Origin of the sequence: Streptomyces sp. NPDC001980 (assembly GCF_040296885.1) — a bacterium.
GTDB lineage: Bacteria > Actinomycetota > Actinomycetes > Streptomycetales > Streptomycetaceae > Streptomyces.
The window spans coordinates 296541-315942 of the sequence record NZ_JBEOYD010000011.1 but is presented as its reverse complement, the minus strand read 5'-3'; the positions used below and the strand labels follow the sequence as shown (position 1 = coordinate 315942).

At 75.3% G+C, this 19402-nt stretch carries 3 protein-coding genes; 1 reads left to right on the top strand and 2 read right to left on the bottom strand.

Going from position 1 to position 19402, the window contains the following annotated elements; all coding sequences use genetic code 11:
- Both ABT137_RS19910 and ABT137_RS19905 read right to left on the bottom strand, forming a co-directional pair.
- Positions 1–1764, bottom strand: a 1764-nt coding sequence (locus ABT137_RS19910; RefSeq protein WP_502984547.1) for a type I polyketide synthase, incomplete at its 3' end; no start/stop codon positions are given.
- Positions 1761–18005: an SDR family NAD(P)-dependent oxidoreductase gene (locus tag ABT137_RS19905; RefSeq protein ID WP_351710535.1), complete on the bottom strand. Its 16245-nt coding sequence runs from the start codon at positions 18003–18005 to the stop codon at positions 1761–1763. The genes ABT137_RS19910 and ABT137_RS19905, both read right to left, overlap by 4 nt.
- A gap of 727 nt (positions 18006–18732) precedes the next feature.
- On the opposite strand from ABT137_RS19905, the gene ABT137_RS19900 reads away from it, so the two are divergent.
- Positions 18733–19401 carry an O-methyltransferase gene (locus ABT137_RS19900; RefSeq protein WP_351710533.1) on the top strand — a complete coding sequence of 223 codons (669 nt, stop codon included), beginning with the start codon at positions 18733–18735 and terminating at the stop codon, positions 19399–19401.
- Position 19402 lies beyond the last annotated feature (1 nt).

The following is a 19402-nucleotide window of genomic DNA, read 5'->3' as shown; positions in this document are numbered from 1 at the left end:
CCGTGCCGCGAACACCGGCGAGGACTCCAGGAGTTCCACCGCCATCCCCGCCCACTGCGAGCCCTGCCCCGGAAAGACGAACACCGTCTTCCCCACGGGTGAGGCAACACCGGACACCACGCCCGCCGACGGCCCGTCGTCCACGACCGCTTTCAGGGCGGCCTCGAACTCCTCCGCCGAACCACCCACCACCACCGCACGATGCTCGAACACCGACCGGCCCGCCAGAGCCGCACCCACCGCAGCCCGGTCCGCACCCGCCAGCGCGACCAGCCGGCCCGCCTGCGCGCGCACCGCACCCGCCGAACGACCCGACACCACCCACGGCACCACCCCCGAGGACACCACGGGCGCAGCCACCGGCTCCCCCACCGGAGCCTGCTCCAGGATGGTGTGGACGTTGGTGCCGCTGACGCCGAAGGCGGAGACGCCGGCGCGGCGCGGGCCGCCCTCGTCGTCCCACGGCCGGGCCTCGGTCAGCAGCCGTACGTTGCCCGCCGACCAGTCGACGGCCCGGCTCGGGGTGTCGACGTGCAGCGTCCTCGGGAGCGTGCCGTTCCGCATGGCCATCACCATCTTGATGACGCCGCCGACGCCGGCCGCAGCCGCGGAGTGGCCGATGTTGGACTTCAGCGAACCCAGCCACAGCGGCCGATCGCGATGGCGCCCGTAGGTGGCCAGCAGGGCCTGCGCCTCGATCGGGTCGCCCAGCCTGGTGCCGGTGCCGTGCGCCTCGATCACGTCGATGTCGCCCGCGGAGAGCTGTGCGTTGGCGAGCGCGTCCTTGATGACGCGCTGCTGGGAAGGGCCGTTGGGCGCCGACAGGCCGTTGGACGCACCGTCCTGGTTGACGGCGCTGCCGCGGACCACGGCCAGCACCTGGTGGCCGTTTCGCTGCGCGTCGGAGAGGCGTTCCAGGACCAGGACACCCACGCCCTCGGACCAGCCGGTGCCGTCGGCGGCCTCGGCGAACGCCTTGCACCGGCCGTCGGCGGACAGACCGCGCTGCCGGCTGAAGGCGACGAACGCGTCCTGGGTGGCCATCACGGTGATGCCGCCGGCGAGCGCCATGGTGGCCTCGCCGGCGCGCAGGGCCTGGACGGCGAGGTGCAGGGCGACCAGCGAGGAGGAGCAGGCGGTGTTGACGCTGACCGCCGGGCCTTCGAGGCCCAGTACGTAGGAGACCCGGCCGGACACCACGCTGTCGGCGGTGCCGGTGTCCAGCAGCCCCTGGAGTTCGGGGACGTCCCTTGAGCGGTCGCCGTAGCCGTTGCCGATGGCGCCGATGTAGACACCCGTCCTGGTGCCGCGCAGCGCGTGCGGGTCGAGGCCGGCACGTTCGACGGCGGTCCAGGCGGTCTCCAGGAGCAGCCGTTGCTGCGGGTCCATGGCCAGCGCCTCACGCGGGCTGATGCCGAAGAAGCCCGCGTCGAACAGGCCGGCGTCGTGCACGAAGCCGCCGTTGCGGGTGTAGGAGGTGCCCGACCGTTCCGGGTCGGGGTCGTAGCGGCCCTCCAGGTCCCAGCCCCGGTTGTCGGGCCACTCGCTGATGGCGTCGGTGCCGTCGGCCACCAGTCGCCACAGGTCCTCGGGGGACTCGACACCGCCGGGGTAACGGCAGTCCATCCCGACGATGGCGATCGGCTCGTGCTGGGCCTGGCGGGCCGCTTGCAGCTCCGCCTTGGTCTGGCCGAGCTCCGCCGTGGCACGCCTGAGGTAGTCAAGGAGCTTCTTGTCGTCTGTCATGGTGGCCGGTCTCCTCAGGCGGTGCCGAAGTTGTTGTCGAGAAGGTCGAACAATTCGTCGGCGCTCGCCGAACTGAGTTCACCGGCATCGGCCGGTGCGCTGCGCTCGTCCCAGCGGCGCAGCAGGGTGTGGAGTCGGGCGCTGATCTCGTCCACGACCGGCAGCCGGCCCAGGGCCCGCTCCAGACGGTCGAGTTCGGCCAGCATCGGGGCGACGGGGTCGGGCTCGGCGAGCAGCTCGCCGTGCAGGTGGTCCGCGAGGACGGTCGGTGTCGGGTGGTCGAACACGACCGTCGGGGAGATGGTCAGTCCGGTGGCCGCGGACAGCCGGTTGCGGAACTGGACGGCGAGCAGGGAGTCGAAGCCCAGGTCGGCGAAGGACGAGTCGGGCCGGACGGCACCGGGTGTGTCGTGGCCGAGGGCGGCGCCGACCTGCTGGGTGACCAGGTCGAGCAGGGCTTGGCGCTGGTCGGCCTCCGGCAGTGCGGACAGCCGTGCCACGAGGTCGTCGCCGTGCTCCGCCGGTGCGGCCTCCGGCAGTTCGGAGAGCAGGTTGAGCTGGCGCGGGGTGGAGGCCGCCGAGACGACCAGGTCCCAGTCGACGTCGGCGACGATCAGCGCCGGCTCGTCGCGTTCGACGGCCCGCCGGACCGCCGCCATCACCGCGTCGGCGGGTACCGGCGTCTCGGCGGGTGCCTGTGGCTCCCAGCCGCCGACGGCGACCGAGACGGCGCGGACACCGCGGTCCCGCAGCCGTCCGGTGAGCGCGGCCAGGCCCGCGTACCGGGCGGTGGCGGCACCCTGCCGTGCCGCGCCCCAGACGCCGCTGAGCGGGTGCAGCAGGACGAAGGTGTCCGGGGCGCCGTCCGGTTCGGCCGGCACGGAGAGCACGGCCTCGGTGACCGGGCCGGCCGGCGGTTCGGCGGACGCGATCTGGATCACGGTGCGTTCGTCGGCCGCAGGCGGGGCGGCGGGGTCGGTGCTGACCCGGACGCCCTCGGCGCCGTGCCGCTCCAGCCAGCCGGCGAGACCGCTCGCCAGGGACTCGTCGGCGCCGCGGACCAGGACGCGGCCGGGTGCCCAGCGTTCGGCGGGCGGCGCGGCCTGCGGAGTGCGCACCAGGCGCCGGGCGTACGTGCCGTCGGCGCGTACCCGGACCTGGTTCTCGGTGCCGGCCAGGGCGGTGCGCAGTCGGCGTACCACCGTGTCGTCGAGGTCGGCGGGCAGGTCGACGAGGCCGCCCCAGCGCTGCGGCTGCTCCAGGCCGACGACCTGGCCGAGGCCCCACAGCGTGGCCTGCTCCGGGTCCCGTTCGGCCTCGGTGGTCACGCACCACAGGGGTGCCTGGATGCCGACGGCTCCCAGGGTGCGCACCAGGGCCGGCGTGTCGGCGGGCGGCAGCAGGGAGAGCACGCCGGCGAGGGGGCCGGTGACGCCCTTGAGGTCGGCGTCGGTGGTGACGGATCCGGGCAGGGCGGCGGCGAGCGGGTGGCCGCCGTCGGGCACGACGACCGCCCAGCCGTCCAGCGGTACGGGCGTGTCCTGGTCCGGCAGGGCGTGCCACTCGATCCGGTACAGCAGGTCGGGCGCCTGTCGCGGGGCGCCGGCCGCGGATCTGCCGGGCGTGGGCAGCCAGTAGTGCTCGCGCTGGAAGGGGTAGGTCGGCAGCTCGGCATGGCGGCCGGTACCGGTCAGGGCGGTCCGGTCGACGTCGGCGCCGGCGGTCCACGCCTCGGCGAGGGCGGCGTGCATGCGGTCCCGGCCGCCCCGGCCGCGCTGGAGGGTGCCCACGGTGGTGACCGGGAGTCCGGCGTCCGCGGCCGTGCCCTCGATGCCGGCGACCAGCACCGGGTGCGGGCCGACCTCGACGAACAGGGTGTGGCCGGTGCGCAGCAGGCGTTCGGTGGCCGCGTGGAGGGCGACCGGTTCGCGCAGGTTCCGGTACCAGTACTCGGCGTCCATCGTGGTGCCGTCGACGAAGTCCGCGGTGACGGTGGACAGCAGGGGTATCTCGCCCGGGGCGGGCCGGACTCCGGCCAGTTCGGCGAGGAGTTCCTCCCGGACCTCCGTCACGTGGGCGGAGTGCGAGGCGTAGTCGACGGGGACGCGCCTGGCGCGAACGCCGCGGGCCTCGCAGTCGGCGACGAGGGTGTCGAGCGCCTCGGGGTCGCCGGAGACGACGGTCGCGGCGGGGCCGTTGAGCGCGGCGATCCCGATGCGCCCGGCGTGGCCGTCCAGGAGTCCGCGGACGGTGGGCTCGTCCGCCGCCACGGAGACCATGCCGCCCCTGCCCGCCAGGGACCGGCGGATGGCCCGGCTGCGCAGCGCGACGATCTTCGCGCCGTCGTCCAGGCTCAGCACACCGGCCACCACGGCCGCGGCGATCTCGCCCTGCGAGTGGCCCACGACGGCGTCCGGCCGCACACCGTAGGAGCGCCACAGCGCGGCCAGCGAGACCATGACGGCGAAGAGGGCGGGCTGGACGACGTCGACCCGGCTCAGGGCGGCTTCGTCCGCGAGTACCTCGCGCAGGGACCAGTCCACATGCGGCGCCAGGGCCTCGGCGCACGCGTCCAGGCGGGCCGCGAACTCCGGTTCCGCGTCGGCGAGTTCGAGGGCCATGCCGGTCCACTGCGTGCCCTGGCCGGGGAAGACGAACACCGTGCGGCCGGAGCCGGCCTCGCCTGTCACGGCGTTCGGTGCGGCGTCGGGCGCGGCGAGCGCGGACAGCAGGGCGTCCCGGTCGGTGCCCAGGACCGCCAGACGCCGCTCGAAGCGGGGCCGGCCGGCCAGCGTGCGGGCCACGTCGGCGGCGCGGACGTCGGTGTCGCGCAGCAGCCGGTGCAGGCTCGCGGCCTGGTCGCGCAGGGCTCCGGCGGTCCGGGCGGACAGCAGCAGGGGCGCGGGGCGGTCCGGGGTGCCGGGCGCGGGCGTCGTCTCGTCCGGCACCGGCACCGGCACCGGCACCGGCACCGGCTCCGGCTCCGGCTCCGGCTGCTCCAGTACGACGTGGGCGTTGGTGCCGCTCATGCCGAACGCCGACACGCCGGCCCGGCGCGGTCCCGTCCAGGGGCGGGCCTCGGTGAGCAGGCGGACGTTCCCCGCCGTCCAGTCGATCCTGGTGCTGGGCTGTTCGGCGTGCAGGGTCCTGGGCAGGGTGCCGTGGCGCATCGCCATCACCGTCTTGATGATCGCGGCGACGCCGGCCGCGGCCTGGGTGTGGCCGATGTTCGACTTCAACGACCCAAGCCACAGGGGCTCCGCGCGGTCCTGGCCGTAGGTGGCGAGGAGCGCCTGTGCCTCGATCGGGTCGCCGAGGGCCGTGCCGGTGCCGTGCGCCTCCACGACATCGATGTCGGAGGGGGTCAGCCCGGCGTTGGCCAGCGCCTGGCGGATGACCCGCTGCTGGGCGAGGCCGTTGGGTGCGGTCAGGCCGTTGGACGAGCCGTCCTGGTTGACGGCGGAGCCGCGGACCACGGCGAGCACCGGGTGGCCGTTGCGCCGGGCGTCCGACAGCCGCTCGACGACGAGCACGCCGACGCCCTCGGACCAGCCGGTGCCGTCGGCCTCCTCGGCGAACGACCGGCACCGGCCGTCGGCGGACAGCCCGCGCTGTCGGCTGAACTCGACGAAGACGTCGGGGGACGCCATCACGGCGGCGCCGCCGACCAGGGCGTACGCGCACTCGCCGGAGCGCAGCGACTGGCCGGCCAGGTGCAGCGCCACCAGGGACGACGAGCAGGCCGTCTCCACGGTGACCGCGGGGCCCTCGGTGCCCAGCGTGTAGGCGATACGGCCGGATGCCACGCTGGTGACGGTGCCGCTGAGCAGGTGTCCCTCGACGCCGTCGGTGGACCCGCTGCCGTAGCCCATCGTGGCGGCGCCGACGAAGACACCGCCCTGGGTGCCGCGCAGCGACGTCGGGTCGATGCCCGCCCGTTCCAGCGCCTCCCAGGAGGTCTCCAGGAGCAGCCGCTGCTGCGGGTCCATCGCGAGCGCCTCGCGCGGGGCGATGCCGAAGAACGCGGCGTCGAAGGCACCGGCGTCCTGGAGGAAGCCGCCGCCGCGGGCGTAGCTGGTGCCCTCGTGGTCGGGGTCGGGGTGGTAGAGCCGCTCCAGGTCCCAGCCGCGGTCCGCCGGAAGGTCGCCGATGGCGTCCTTCCCGTCGGCGACCAGCCGCCACAGGTCCTCGGGCGAGGTCACGCCGCCGGGGAACCGGCAGGCCATCGAGACGATCGCCAGCGGTTCGTCGGCGTCCGTCGGCGGGGTGGCCGCGGCGGGCGCACGGTGCTCCGTTCCGGGCGCGGTGCCGTCGAGGCCGGCGTACAGCCGGCGTGCCAGGTCCCCGACGGTGGGGTGGTCGAACACCTCGGTGACGGGCAGCCGCACCCCGGTGGCGTCGACCAGCCGGTTGCGCAGTTCGACGGCGGTCAGGGAGTCGAAGCCGAGGTCGCGGAAGACCCGGTCGACGGCGACGCCCTCGGCGGAGTCATGGCCCAGGACGGCCGCGACGTGGTCGCGGACCAGGTCCCGCACCGCGTCCTCGCGGCCGGCCGCCGGCAGCCCGGCGAGGTGTGCGGCGAACGCGGACGCCGGCGGCGCCGGGTCCTCCGCGCGGACCGCCAGGACCGCCCGTACCTCGGGCAGGTCCTCGACGAGCGGGCGCGAGCGTGCCGCGGTGTAGGCAGGGGCGAAGTCCTCCCAGCGGACGTCGGCGACGGCGACCGTGGCGTCCGGCCCGGCCGGCAGGGTGCGCAGGGCGGCGGCGGCCGCGGCGGGCGCCAGCGCGGTGAGGCCGCGGCGGTGCAGCCGGTCCAGCGCTTCGTCGTCGGCCATGCCGCCGCCGGCCCAGGGCCCCCAGGCGACCGAGACGGCGGTGAGCCCGCGGGCCCTGCGCCGGGCGGCCAGCGCGTCCAGATGGGCGTTGGCCGCGGCATAGGCGCCCTGTCCTCCGCTGCCCCAGACGCCGGCGATGGAGGAGAACAGCACGAACGCGTCCAGCGGGGTGTCGCCGAGCAGTTCGTCCAGGTGGCGGGCGCCCAGCACCTTGGCCGCGGCGACCTCGGCGAGTGCGGCCACGCTGTCGTCGGCGACGGCGCCCCCGAGGCCGAGCGCGCCCGCGGCGTGCACGACGGCGGTCGGCGGGTGCGCCGCCAGCAGCGCGGCGACCGCCTCGCGGTCCGTGATGTCGCACGCCTCGACGGTGACGCGCGCGCCGAGGGCGGCCAGTTCCTCGCGGAGCGCGTCGGCGCCGGGCGCGGCCGGGCCGCGGCGGCCGGTGAGCACCAGGTGCTCGGCGCCGTCCTGGGCCAGGCGCAGCGCGACGCGGCGGCCGAGCGCACCGGTGCCGCCGGTGACGAGGACCGTGCCGCGCGGCTGCCAGAGCGGACCGGCCGCCGGCGCGTGCTCCAGGCGGCGGGCCCGGACACCGCCGGCCCGCACGGCGAGCTGGTCCTCGTCGCCGCCGGCGGTGACCACGGCGGCCAGCCGGGCGAGGACGGTCTCGTCGACCTCGGCGGGCAGGTCGACCAGACCGCCCCACAGCTCGGGCTGTTCCAGTCCGAGGACCTGGCCGAGGCCCCAGATCTGCGCCTGCTCGGGCCGTGCCGTGTCCCGGTCCTGATCCACGGTGACCGCGCTCTGCGTCACCAGCCACAGCGGGGCGCCGAGCGCCGCGTCGGTCAGTGCCTGGGCGGCGGTCAGGGTGCCGGCCAGGCCGGCGGGTACCGCCGGGTGGTCGGGATGGGGCCGCTCGTCGAGCGCGAGCAGCGACAGGACGCCCGGCACCGGGTCCGGTCCGGCCGCGTCCCGCAGGAGGCGTGCGAGCGTGTCCCGATCGGTGCCGGCGGCGACGGGGACGACGGGCGTGCCGAGCTCGCGGAGCCAGCCGCGGCAGGCGGCCAGCGCTGGGCTGCCGCCGTCCTCGGTGTCGGGCACCAGGGCGAGCCAGGTGCGGTCCGGCGCACCCGTCCCGGCGGGCTGCGCCGGCTCGGTCCAGCCGATCCGGTAGCGCCACCGGTCGGCGGTCCGCCCGGGGGCGCCGGAGGCGGCCGGTACGTTCGGCCAGAACCGCTTGCGCTGGAACGGGTAGGTGGGCACCGCGCGGCGGACGGCGCCGGTGGGGGCGAACAGCGCCTCCCAGTCCGGTCCGGCGCCCACGGTGTGCAGGCGGGCCACGGCGGCCAGCAGGGTCTGCTCCTCGGGCCGGCCGTCGCGCAGCAGGGACACCGCCAGCGGGCTCTCCTCGGGCAGGCAGTCGGGCACCATGCCCGAGAGCACGCCGTCGGGGCCGAGTTCCACGAACGTGGTGGTGCCGGCGGCCCGCAGCGTGCGTACGGCGTCGGCGAACCGGACGGTGGCCCGGGCCTGGCGCGCCCAGTAGGCCGGCGAGCACGCCTCCTCGGGGGTGAGTTCGGCGCCCGTCACGGTGGAGACGACGGGGATGCGCGGCGCCGCGTAGGAGAGGCCGGCCGCGATCCGTTCGTAGTCGGCGAGCATGCCGTCCAGGTGCGCGGAGTGGAAGGCGTGGGAGGTGCGCAGCAGCTTGGTCCTGCGGCCCCGGTCGCGCCAGTGCCGTGCGAGTTCGGCGATCGCGTCGGCGTCGCCGGAGAGCACCACGGACCCCGGGGCGTTGACGGCCGCGACGGCGACCCGGTCCCCGTGGGCGGCGAGCGGGCCGGCCGCCTCGTCGGCGGACGCCTGGACGGCGAGCATCGCGCCGTCGGCGCGCTGGGCCTGCATCAGCCGCCCGCGCGCGGTCACGAGGACGGCGGCGTCGGCGAGGGTGAGGACGCCGGCGGCGTGCGCGGCGGCCAGTTCACCGACGGAGTGGCCGGCGAGCCACTGCGGGTGCACTCCCCACTCCCGCAGCGTCCGGAAGAGGGCGACCTCGACGGCGAACAGCGCGGGCTGGGCGTACTCGGTGCGCTCCAGGGCCTCGGCGTCCTCGTCCACGACCTGGCGCAGCGGCCGGTCCAGGTGCCGGTCCAGCTCCGCGCAGACCTCGTCGTGGGCGGCGGCGAACGCGGGGACGCGGACGCGCAGTTCGGCGCCCATGCCGGGGCGCTGGCTGCCCTGCCCGGTGAACAGGAAGGCCACCGGCCGGGCGACGTCCTCACGGGCGCTGCCCTCGAAGACCCCGGCCGAGGGCCTGCCGTCGGCGAACGCGTCGAGCGCGCGCACCAGGGCGTCGCGGTCCTCGGCGAGCACGACGGCCCGGTCGGGCAGCGCGGCGCGGGTGGTGGCCAGCGAGTACGCCACGTCCGTCAGCCCGTCGCCGGCCACGGACCCGCCGGCGAGGAGCGCCGACAGGCTCGCGGCCTGGGCGCGCAGGGCGGGGCGGCCCTTGGCGGCGAGCGGGAACAGCCGGGCTCCGGCGGCCGGGCGGTCGCCGTCGCCAGGCCGTTCCGCGGTGCGTTCGGCGTCCTGCTGCCCGGGCTCCTCCAGGACGGCGTGCGCGTTGGTGCCGCTGATGCCGAACGCGGACACCCCGAACCGGCGGGGCGCCCCCGGCCGGGGCTGCCACGGGCGCGCCTCGGCCAGCGGCCGTACGGCCCCCGCGGTCCAGTCCACGACGTCGGAGGGTGCGTCCAGGTGCAGGGACTCGGGGAGGACACCGTGCCGCATCGCCATGATCATCTTGATGACGCCGGCGGCACCCGCCGCGGCCTGGGTGTGCCCGATGTTCGACTTCACCGAGCCCAGCCACAGCGGCCGGTCGGCGTCGCGGCCGTGCCCGTACGTGGCGATCAGTGCCTGGGCCTCGATGGGGTCGCCCAGCCGGGTGCCGGTGCCGTGGCCCTCGACCGCGTCCACCTCGTCGGCCCGCAGGCCGGCGTCGGCCAGGGCCGCCGTGATGACCCGCTGCTGCGCAGGCCCGTTCGGGGCGGCCAGACCGTTGCTGGCGCCGTCCTGGTTGACGGCGCTGCCCCGCACCACGGCGAGCACCCGGTGGCCGTTGCGCCGGGCGTCCGACAGCCGCTCCAGCAGCAGCAGTCCGGCGCCCTCGCCCCAGGCGGTGCCGTCGGCGGAGGCGGCGTACGCCTTGGCGCGCCCGTCGGGGGCGATGCCCCGCTGCCGGCTGAACGACAGGAACAGACCCGGTGTGGACATCACGGTCACGCCGCCGGCCAGGGCCAGGTCGGCCTCGCCCCGGCGCAGCGACTGGCAGGCCAGGTGCAGGGCCACCAGTGCCGAGGAGCAGGCGGTGTCGACCGTGACGGCGGGTCCCTCCAGGCCGAGGGTGTAGGAGACACGGCCGGAGACGACGCTGGCCGCGGCGCCGGTGCTGCCGTAGCCCTCGCTGTCGGCATGGTCCGCGGGCGCGGCGGCGAGCAGCGCCGGGTAGTCCTGCCCGTTGGTGCCCGCGAAGACCGCGGTACGGCTGCCGCGCAGCGCGGTGGGGTCGATGCCGGCGCGCTCCAGCAGCTCCCAGGACGTCTCGAGCAGCACGCGCTGCTGCGGATCCATGGCGAGCGCCTCGCGCGGCGAGATGCCGAAGAAGTCGGCGTCGAAGCCGGCGGCGTCGTCGAGGAAGGCGCCCTCGCGGACGTAGGTGGTGCCCGGGTGCGCCGGGTCGGGGTGGTACAGCCCGTCCAGGTCCCAGCCGCGGTCGGCGGGGAAGGCACCGATCGCGTCGGTGCCGTCGGCGACGAGGCGCCAGAGGTCCTCGGGGGTGCGGACGCCGCCGGGGAAGCGGCAGCTCATCGCGACGACGGCGATCGGGTCGTCGTCGGCCGCGGCCGGCCCGGGCGCGCGGTCCGGTCGGGGTGCGCGGTCCGGACCGGGTACGGCGGCCACGGAGCCGGTCAGTTCGGCGCGCAGGTGGCGCACCAGGGCGGCCGGGGTCGGGTGGTCGTACACCACGGTGGCCGGCAGCCGCAGTCCGGTCGCGGCGCTCAGCCGGTTCCGGATCTCCACGCCGGTCAGCGAGTCGAAGCCGAGCTCCTTGAACGTGCGCTCCGCCGGGACCGCCCCGGCGCCGGAGTGACCGAGCACGGCGGCGACGTGACCGCGCACCAGGTCGAGCAGGATCCGGCCGCGTTCCTCCTCGCCGGCGTCGGCGAGCCGCCGGGCGAGCCCGGTTCCCGCCGCGCCGGGTTCCCCGGCCGCGGTGGCCGCCGCCGCGCGGATGCGCCGTATCTCGGGCAGGTCGTGCAGCAGCGGCCGGACGCGGGAGGCGGTGAACGCCAGGAAGAACCGGTCCCAGTCGACGTCCGCCACGGTCAGGCAGGTCTCGTCGTCCGTGACGGCCCGCTCCATCGCCGTCAGGGCGTCCTCGGGGTCCATGGCGGGCAGGCCGTGCCGGGCCAGCAGGTCGCCGACACCGTCGAGGCCCGCCATGCCGGCGCCCGCCCAGGGGCCGAAGGCGACGGAGGTCGCGACGAGCCCCTCGGCGCGGCGCTCCTCGGCGAGGGCGTCCAGGAAGGCGTTGCCCGGGGCGTAGTTGCCCTGGCCGGGTATGCCGAGGGTGGCCGCCACGGAGGAGAACAGCACGAAGGCGTCGAGGTCCAGCGTCCGGGTCAGCTCGTGCAGGTGCCGCGCGCCGGCCAGTTTCGGGCGCAGTACCCGGTCGATCTGCTCGGGGCGCAGCGCCGCCACCGTGTCGTCGTCCAGGACGGCGGCGGTGTGCACGACCGCGGTGAGCGGGTGCTCCTGCGGGACCGTCGCGAGCAGCGCCGCCAGGGCGTCGCGGTCGGCCACGTCGCAGGCGGCGATCGTGACGCGGCAGCCGAGTTCCGCCAGCTCCCGGCGGAGCGCGTCGGCACCGGGGGCCTGCGGCCCGCCGCGGCCGACGAGGAGCAGGTGGCCGGCGCCGCGGCGGGCGAGGCGGCGGGCGACGTGCGCGCCCAGGGCGCCGGTGCCGCCGGTGACGAGCGTGGTGCCACGGGGCTCCCAGGCGCGGGGAGCCCCGGAGCGGGTGCCCCGCGTCGCCCGTGTCAGGCGGCGCACGGACACGCCGGTGGCGCGCACGGCCACCTGGTCCTCGGTGCCGCGGGCCGGGTCCGCCGCGCCGTCCGCGGGCAGACCCGCCAGGACGGCGGCCAGTCGGCTGCGGGTGTCCTCGTCCAGGGCGGCCGGGAGGTCGACGAGACCGCCCCAGCGGTCGGCGTGCTCCAGGCCGACGACCCGGCCGAGCCCCCAGACCGCGGACTGCGCGGCGGCGGTGAGCCGGTCGGCGGCGGCCACGGCGACGGCGCCCCGGGTGGCCAGCCACAGCGGTGCGGTCAGGCCGGTGTCGCCGAGTGCCTGGACCAGCGCCACGGTGGACACCAGACCGCCGGGCGCCGCCGGGTGCCCGGGGCACGGCCGCTCGTCCAGGGCGAGCAGCGAGAGCACGCCCGCGACGGGTCCCTCCCCGGCCGCGGCGCGCAGCCGCCCGGCGAGGGCCGCCCGGTCGTCGGCGGCCGCCACGGCCACGGTGCGGACGTCCGCGCCGTACGCGGCCGGGACGGCCGCCACCCCGGCGGTGTACGGGTCCTCGGCGAGGTGCTCGGGCACCACCGCCAGCCAGCGCCCGGGCAGGGCGTCCGGAGCCGGTGCCCGGTCGGCGTCGGGCCGCGGGGTCCAGGTGACGCGGTAGCGCCAGGTGTCCGGTCCGGGGCGGGCGGGCGCGGCGGCCCGCGAGGTGTCCAGCCAGTACCGCCGGCGCTCGAACGGATAGGTCGGCAGCTCCGTGCGCCGGGCACCGCTGCCCTCGTACAGCGCCGCCCAGTCCACCGGTGCCCCGTGCACGTACGCCTCGGCCAGGGAGGTGAGGAACCGTTCGGGGCCTCCGTCGTCCCGGCGCAGTGTGCCCAGCGCCGCCGCCGGGCGGTCGGGGGCCCGGTCGAGGGACTCGGAGACGCCCTGTGTGAGCACCGGGTGCGGGCTGACCTCGATGAAGAGCGCGGAGCCGTGGGAGAGCACGTCCGCGACGGCCGGGCCGAAGCGGACCGTGCCGCGCAGGTTGCGGTACCAGTAGGCGGCGTCGAGCTCCGTGCCGTCGAGCATCTCGCCGGTGACCGTGGAGAGGAACGGCTCCGTGGCGCGGCGGGGCTCGATGCCGTCCAGCGCCTCGACGACCGCCTCGCGGATCTCCTCGACGTGCGCCGAGTGGGAGGCGTAGTCGACCGGGACGCGGCGGGCGCGGCAGCCCTCTTCCGCGCACGCGGCGAGGAGTTCGTCCAGCGCCTCGGGGTCGCCCGAGACGACGACCGCTCCGGGGCCGTTGACGGCGGCGACGGACAGCCGGTCGCCCCAGCGGGCGAGGCGGCGCACGGCCGCCTCCTCCGGCTCGGCGACGGAGACCATGCCGCCGCGCCCGGCGAGGGCGCGCAGCGCCTTGCTGCGCAGTGCGACGACGCGCGCGCCGTCCTCCAGGGTCAGCGCACCGGACACCACGGCCGCGGCGATCTCGCCCTGCGAGTGACCGACGACCAGGTCGGGCCGCACGCCGTGGGAGCGCCAGAGGGCGGCCAGGGAGACCATGACGGCGAACAGGGCGGGCTGTACGACGTCCACGCGCTGCAGTCCGGGTGCTCCGGGCTCGGCGAGGACCTGGGACAGCGACCAGTCGACGTGCGGCGCCAGGGCGTCCTCGCAGGCCCGCAGTCGCTCGGCGAAGACGGGTGCGGCCTCGGCGAGTTCCAGGGCCATGCCGGCCCACTGCGAGCCCTGTCCGGGGAAGACGAAGACGGTCCTGGCGCCGGGCAGCGCGGTGCCGCGGACCACGCCGGGCAGCGGCAGTCCGTCACCGGGCGCCGCTTCGGCGAGCGGGCGCAGTCCGGCCGGCCCGCCGAGCAGCACCGCACGCTCGTCGAACGCGGTCCGCTCGGCCGCCAGCGAGTGGCCGACGTCCACGGGACGCGGCTGCGGGGCGACGGCCAGGTACGCCGAAAGCCGGTCGGCCTGCCGGCGCAGGGCGTGCGCGTCCCGGGCGGTCAGGATCCAGGGCAGGGCGGCCGGTGCGGTGTCCGGGGCGTGTTCCGCCGCCTCGGATGCCGCGTCCGGGACGTCTTCGGCCGACCCGGACACCGCGTCCGGGGCGTCTTCGGCCGGGTCGGGTACGGCAGGCGGGGCCTCTTCGAGGATGACGTGGGCGTTGGTACCGCTCACGCCGAAGGACGAGACGCCGGCCCGACGCGGACGGCCCGCATGCGGCCACGCCGACTGCTCCGTGAGGAGCCGCACCGCGCCGGCGGACCAGTCCACGCGGGACGACGGCGTACGGACGTGCAACGTCCTGGGCAGCGTCGCGTGCCGCATCGCCTGCACCGTCTTGATGACTCCGGCGATGCCCGCGGCGGCTTGGGTGTGTCCGATGTTCGACTTCAACGAGCCCAGCCACAGGGGCTGTTCGCGGTCCTGGCCGTAGGTGGCCAGCAGCGCCTCGGCCTCGATCGGGTCGCCCAGGACGGTGCCGGTGCCGTGCGCCTCGACGGCGTCCACCCCGGCCGCGGTCAGCCGCGCGTCGGCCAGGGCGTCGCGGATGACACCCTCCTGCGAGGGTCCGTGCGGCGCGGTCAGCCCGTTCGAGGCGCCGTCCTGGTTGACGGCGCTGCCGCGCACGAGCGCGAGCACCGGGTGGCCGTTGCGCCGGGCGTCCGAGAGCCGCTCCAGCAGCAGTACGGCGACGCCCTCGCCCCAGCCGGTGCCGGCGGCGTCGTCGCTGAAGGACCGGCAGCGGCCGTCCCGGGCAAGGCCGTTCTGCCGGCTGAACTCCATCAGCATGCCGGGGCCCGACATCACGGTGGCTCCGGCGGCCAGGGCCAGGGCGCACTCGCCCGTGCGCAGCGCGCGTGCCGCCATGTGCAGCGCCACCAGCGACGACGAGCAGGCCGTGTCGACGGTCACGGCCGGACCGTGCAGGCCGAAGGTGTAGGAGATACGACCGGAGGCGACGCTGCCCGCGGTGCCGACCAGGCCGTATCCCTCGGCCTCGGCCGGTATCTCGTGCAGCCGGGGCAGGTAGTCCTGGCTCATGGCGCCGACGAAGACTCCGGTGGCACTGCCCCGCAGCGCGGCCGGGATGATGCCGGCCCGCTCGAACGCCTCCCAGCTGGTCTCCAGCAGCAGCCGCTGCTGCGGGTCCATGGCCAGCGCCTCGCGCGGCGAGATGCCGAAGAAGTCGGCGTCGAAGTCGCCCACGCCGTCCAGGAATCCGCCGAAGCCGGTGTGGGAGGTGCCGCCGCCGTCGGTGCCGAGCAGGGCGTCCAGGTCCCAGCCTCGGTCCTCGGGCAGTGGCCCGATGGCGTCGGTGCCGGACTCCACGAGCCGCCACAGGTCCTCGGGGGAACCCACCCCGCCGGGCAGCCGGCAGCTCATGGCGACGATCGCGACGGGCTCGTCCACCGGCCCGGCCACCGGCACGGCGTCCGCCGCGGCGCTGTCGGCGCCGTGCAGTGCGCGGTGCAGGAAGGACGCGACCTCTTCGACGGTGGGGTGGTTGTAGACCAGGGCGGCGGGCAGTCGCAGGCCGGTGGCGGCGGCCAGCCGGCCGCGCAGATCCAGCGAGGAGTGCGAGTCGAGGCCGAGGGCCCGGAAAGCCAGCCCGGTATCGACGTCGTCCGCGCTCGCGTGTCCCAGGACGGCCGCGGCGTGCGATCTGACCAGGTCGGTCAGTGCGGGCAGTCCGGTGTCGGCGACCTCCGTCACGGCCGGGGCGGGCCCGGCGGCACGGTCGAACCAGTAGGACTGCCGCTGGAACGCGTAGGTGGGCAGGGTGACGCGGGTGGCGTCGGCGAGCGCGGGGGACCAGTCGACGTCGACGCCCTGGACGAAGAGTTCGGCCGCCGAGCGCTTCAGCCGCTCCCCTCCCCCGTCGTCCCGGCGCAGCGTCCCGCCCGTGATCACGTCACCGGCGGTCTCCGCCACCGCCGCGGTCAGCACCGGATGCGCGCTGACCTCGACGAACACGCCGTATCCCGCGTCCGCCAGGGTCCGTACGGCCGCTTCGAACTCGACGGTCCGGCGCAGGTTCCGGTACCAGTACCCGGCGTCGAGCTCCGTGCCGTCCGCCCAGTCCACGTCCACGGTCGAGAAGAAGGGGACGCTTCCCGCGCGGGGAGTCACGTCCCGCAGGGCGTCCAGCACCTGCTCCTCGATCTCCTCCACCTGCGCGGAGTGTGAGGCGTACTCCACGGGCAGCCGACGAGCGCGGACGCCCCGTGCCTCGGCACGGGCCTCCAGCTCCGCGAGCGCCTCGGGGGCGCCGGCCACGACGACCGACGAGGGGCCGTTGACCGTGGCGACCGAGAGCTCCGGCCCGATGAGCGCGCGGGCCTCCGCGGCCGGCAGCGCCAGGGACGTCATGCCACCGCGTCCGGCCAGGGCGCGCAGCGCCCTGGCGCGCAGGGCGACCACACGCGCTCCGTCCTCCAGCGACAGGGCGCCCGCCACCACCGCGGCCGCGACCTCGCCCTGGGAGTGGCCGAGCACCGCGTCGGGGACGACGCCCCATGACCGCCACGTCGCGGCCAGCGACACCATGACCGCCCACAGGACGGGCTGGACGACCTCCGTGCGTAACAGCGCGTCCGCGTCGCCCAATACGTCGGCCAGGCGCCAGTCCGTGAACGGTGCCAGGGCCTGTTCGCACTCGGCCATGCGGGCGGCGAACACCGGTGAATCGTCCAGGAGTTCACGCGCCATGCCGACCCACTGCGAGCCCTGCCCGGGGAAGACGAACACCGTCCTGCCGAGGAGTGCCGCGGCGTGTCCGGTGACCAGGTCCTCCCCGGCTCCGCCCGCCGCCGGCGTCCGCAGCCCGGTCCCGCCCAGGGACACCGCACGGTGGTCGAAGAGGGTGCGGGTCGACAGCAGGGAACCGCCCAGATCGACGGGGTCCGTACCAGGGTGGTCGTCGATCCAGTCGGCCAGCCGCGCGGCCTGCGTGCGCAGCGCGGCCCGCGTGCGCCCGGACACCACCAGGGGCGTGGCGCCGGGTGCTGCGGGCCGGTCGGAGGAGGCCGGCGTCGCGGACCGGTCCGGTTCGTGACCGGCCACCACCACGTGGCAGTTGGCGCCGCCCAGGCCGAAAGAGCTGACGCCTGCGATCCGGCGGTTCCCGCGCCAGGGGCCGCGCTCGGTGGCCACCGCGAGGTTCAGCTCGTCGAGGGGGATGCCGGGCGGCGGCGTGTCGAAGTTGAGGCTGGCCGGGATCTCGCCGTGGCGGACCGCCAGGACGGTCTTGAGCAGGCCGACGATGCCGGCGGCGCTCTCCAGGTGGCCGACGTTGGTCTTGGCCGAGCCGACGAGCAACGGTGAGCCGGCCGGGCGCGCGGAGCCGATCGAGGCGCCCAGCGCGGCCGCCTCGACGGGGTCGCCGACCCTGGTGCCCGTGCCGTGCAGTTCGACGTAGTCGACGTCGGCGGGCGACACCCCGGCGGCCCGCTGGGCCAGTTCCACCACCTCGCGCTGCGCCTCGGCGTCGGGCACGGTCAGCGCGCTGCCGTCGCCGTCGTGGTTGACGGCGCTGCCGAGGAGTACGCCGTGGACCGTGTCGCCTTCGGCGACGGCCCGGTCGAGCAGCTTCAGCAGCACCAGGCCGCCGCCCTCGCCGCGGACGTAGCCGTCGGCCCGCGCGTCGAAGGTGTGGCAGCGCCCGGTCGGGGAGAGGGCGCCCACGCCGGCGGCGACCAGCGCGGTGTCGAGCGCCAGGTTCAGGTTGACGCCACCGGCCAGCGCGGTGACGGACTCACCGCTGCGCAGGCTCTGACACGCCAGATGCACCGCGACCAGGGACGAGGACTGCCCGGTGTCGACGAGCTGACTCGGGCCGCGCAGACCGAGGGTGTGCGAGAGCCGGTTGGCGATCAGGGCGCGCTGTGTGCCGGCCAGCGTGTGGTGGGTGATCTCGTCGGCGGACTGCCGCCGCAGCGTGGCGTAGTCGTCCCATCCCGCGCCGACGAACACGCCGGTGCGGGTGCCCGCGAGCGCGGCGGGCAGCAGGCCGGCGCGCTCGACGGCCTCCCAGCCCAGTTCCAGGACGAGCCGCTGCTGCGGGTCCATCGCCGCGGCCTCGCGGGGCGAGACCCCGAAAAAGGCCGCGTCGAACGCGTCGGGATGCTCGATGAACCCGCCCCAGCGCGCACTGGCGGCGTTCGGCGTTCCCGCGGCATCGAGCTGGGCGAGGGTCCACCGGTCGGCCGGCGCCTCGGTGATGGCATGCCGTGCGTCGAGCAGGAGGCGCCAGAAGGCCTCCGGGTCGGGCGCGTCGGGCAGTCGGCACGAATAGCCGATGACCGCGATTGCAGCCTGGGGCAGGTCCGTCGTAGTCACCGCGTACTCCTCAACGTGCCGGACCTTTTTCGCATTGTTTCCGAGCTGTTCAGCAGGTTCACAGGTACAGGTATCCAACGCGATCTCACGAAGCACCGCCGATCAATCCAACCCAATGCCGCCCAACCTCACGGCCTCCATAAGAACAGAGACCAAAGCCCAATGGTCACAGCTACGCATGCAGCAGGCAACGACCATTTGATGCTAGCGCACACCATGGACATGATTCACGCCAGAGTTTTTGAGCCACATCCTGGAATGCGAGCCCTTCTCCGCTTTATATCCACCGCCAACTGGACAGACCCCACGTATCGGGATGAGAGGGCCCCGAGCAGCAGATTCGCGCCAGTCCGGAAACCACCCACAGTGCTTCAGATCACCTCGACAGCAAGGCACTTGAGCACTCGACCGGACTGGACAAGCCGATCGCGCGCAGGGTAGACAAGCACGGTATGGCCATTCCCGGCAGGCGACCCGGAGGTTCCCCGGAACCACTCGACGACAAAGCCGCGTCAAGAGATCCAGACGCAATCTGCTTTTAACTCGGCCGCAATCCGAGCGTTCCCCCAGCCAGACCGGAGCCATAAGCAACTAAATTCAAAATAAACCTTCATATTTCCGATGCGGAAATCACCCGGGGCCATTCACCACCACGACACCGAAGGCCGCCGCGGTCAGACCCCACCCCACTCTGCGCAAAACGGACGTTTGCCGACGGGAATACACGATGGCCGAACAACTCGCTTTCTCCGATGCATTGCATGCGTATCTCCGCGAGGTCTCGCTCAGGGAGGATCCGGTACTGACCGCCCTTCGCGACTTCTCCGCGCAACTGCCGGGGGGCGCCGCGATGCAGGTGTCACCGGAGGAAGGGCAGCTCCTTGCCCTCCTGGTCCGCCTGACCGGCGCGGTCAATGTCCTCGAGGTCGGTACCTTCACCGGCTACAGCACGCTGTGCATGGCGCGGGCCCTGCCGCCCGGAGGCCGCCTGACGACCTGCGACATCACCGACCGCTGGCCCGGCATCGCAGTCGACTACTGGCGGAAGGCGGACGTCGAGGACCGCATCGAGCTGCGGATCGGTGACGCCAGGGAGACCCTCGACGCGCTGCACCAGGAGCACGGTGCGGGCCACTTCGACCTGGTCTTCATCGACGCGGACAAGACCGGTTACCTGCACTACTACGAGAAGTCGCTGGAGCTGCTGCGACCAGGCGGTCTCGTGGTGGTGGACAACACCCTGTTCTTCGGGCGGGTGGTGGATCCGGAGGCGCAGGACGCCGACACCGTCGCGATCCGCGCGTTCAACGCCTTCCTGCGCGAGGACGAGCGGGTCGACGTGTCCCTGCTTCCGATGGCCGACGGCATCACCCTCGCCCGTAAGCGATCCGCCTGAG